General features: G+C 43.2%; 2 protein-coding genes. Both read left to right on the forward strand.

The window, feature by feature from the left end:
* A partial coding sequence (locus tag AC6I5A_RS10140; protein ID WP_034615269.1) for a hypothetical protein occupies positions 1–191 on the forward strand: 191 nt, incomplete at its 5' end.
* Positions 192–613: 422 nt separating this feature from the next.
* The gene (locus tag AC6I5A_RS10145; protein WP_497900653.1) at positions 614–1,645 is read left to right on the forward strand and encodes a hypothetical protein; all 1,032 of its coding nucleotides are present in this window, start codon (positions 614–616) and stop codon (positions 1,643–1,645) included.
* Positions 1,646–1,680 lie beyond the last annotated feature (35 nt).

Genomic DNA, 1,680 nt, shown 5'->3' on the forward strand with positions numbered 1-1,680 from the left:
AGGGAAATTTATCTCTTAATGCCGAATTATCTCTCCAAAAAGTACTGGACACATCGTTTCTTCGAAGACTCGTTCCGAATTATGTCGTTGATATCCTTTATGGGCTTGCCATTTTCTCTGAACTTCTTAACATACTGATCGACGGTTACAGCCGTATACCTAGATTTGGACAAGAACTACTCCACTTCTAATTATAAGGCTTTTTTATACTAAAATTACAGTATTTTCGCAAATTTTCGCATATTTTCAAAGATATACGCCGAATTTCAAGCTAAGTCATGACTTGACACAAAGACATCAATTTTATGAAATGCTAACGATATATTTAGAATAAATGAAAATTGTAAGAATATTTATTCTGGAGCAGTCCAAAAGGGAAACCCAAGATTACAAATCTCTTGAGCTGACAGCATAATATGTAATCATCATAAATGTGTGTATCTCTTTATGTTCATTTTTACACAGCATCTTAGGGTATGACAACCCTCTACACTTTTAGGGTGGGCTTCGAAAGTGGGTAAGAGAGGACGATAATTGATTTAAGGGAGGTGAGAGGGCGTACCAATTTAGCTAACTAAAATGAGAGGAGTATGTGAAGAAAGGGATGATGTATATGAATAAGACAAAGAAAACGTTTAGACTTGGTGCGCTGCTCTTGATCGTCTGCTTAATTTCCACAGTGATGCTGTCGGGCACCTTCGCCAAGTACACCAGTGAATACGCCGGTCAAGATACCGCCTTAGTGGCAAGATGGAGCTTTTCAGCTCAGGGAGATGGTACCATCATGGGGGCACCTGAGGGTAATACCGAATTGGCTCTTTTTGACCACTTATACGCTACCCACATTAATCAAAAAGCGGCTGATGGGGCCACATTTATTATTGCCCCCGGCGTGGGAGACGAATTTACGCTTAAGATGAATTATATTGCTGATGTTGATGCTGATGTATTGATTGATATAACGGAACTTGCCGGTAACGCTGCGGTTCCCGTGGAATATTCAGTAAATGATGGAGCAAACTGGGTAACACTTACTGATCTTCCCGAGGCACTGGCTGTGAAGATAGCCGAAACCACAGATGATCCATTAACCGACCCGACCACAGATGACGAAACCTTTAGGATTGCCAAGGTGGCCAACAACAGTAATACTCCGGTTGCTATATCCCAGACCGTTAAATGGAGATGGGCATATGATGCTGGTGCACAAGTAGGTGCGGGTATTGTAGGAATTGCATCAAGTGATACAACTGACACCACTCTGGGAACAGCTTCCCAAACTGCATATAATTCAACTAATAATCGCACCCACTATGGTATTAAGGTTGACTTGACAGCAACCCAGGTGCTGCCGGAACAAGTTGCAACAACACCTATAACCGCAATAGCAGCAATAAGCGGTACAGTACAAGTAGGACAGACGTTGACAGCAGGGGCCTTAACCCCGGGCGCAGCAACAGCAACGTATCAATGGCGAATATGTGATACCGCTGGCGGCGAGTATAGTGATATTACTGGCGCAACATCAAACACCTATGTCATAGCTTCTGGCGATTCAGGTAAGTACATTAAGGTTGTCGCGACAGGTATCAATGCCTATTCTGGCACACAAACCAGTGCTGCCACAGCCGCAGTTACACCCTAACCTTTAAATCAAATCCCCTAACCCGGACAAGCCGG

The sequence above is a fragment of the Desulfosporosinus sp. Tol-M2 genome (assembly GCF_059735615.1).

Excerpts from the sequence above, each read along its gene's own strand:
- AC6I5A_RS10145 (WP_497900653.1), top strand. The coding sequence starts at position 614 with ATGAATAAGACAAAGAAAACGTTTAGACTTGGTGCGCTGCTCTTGATC.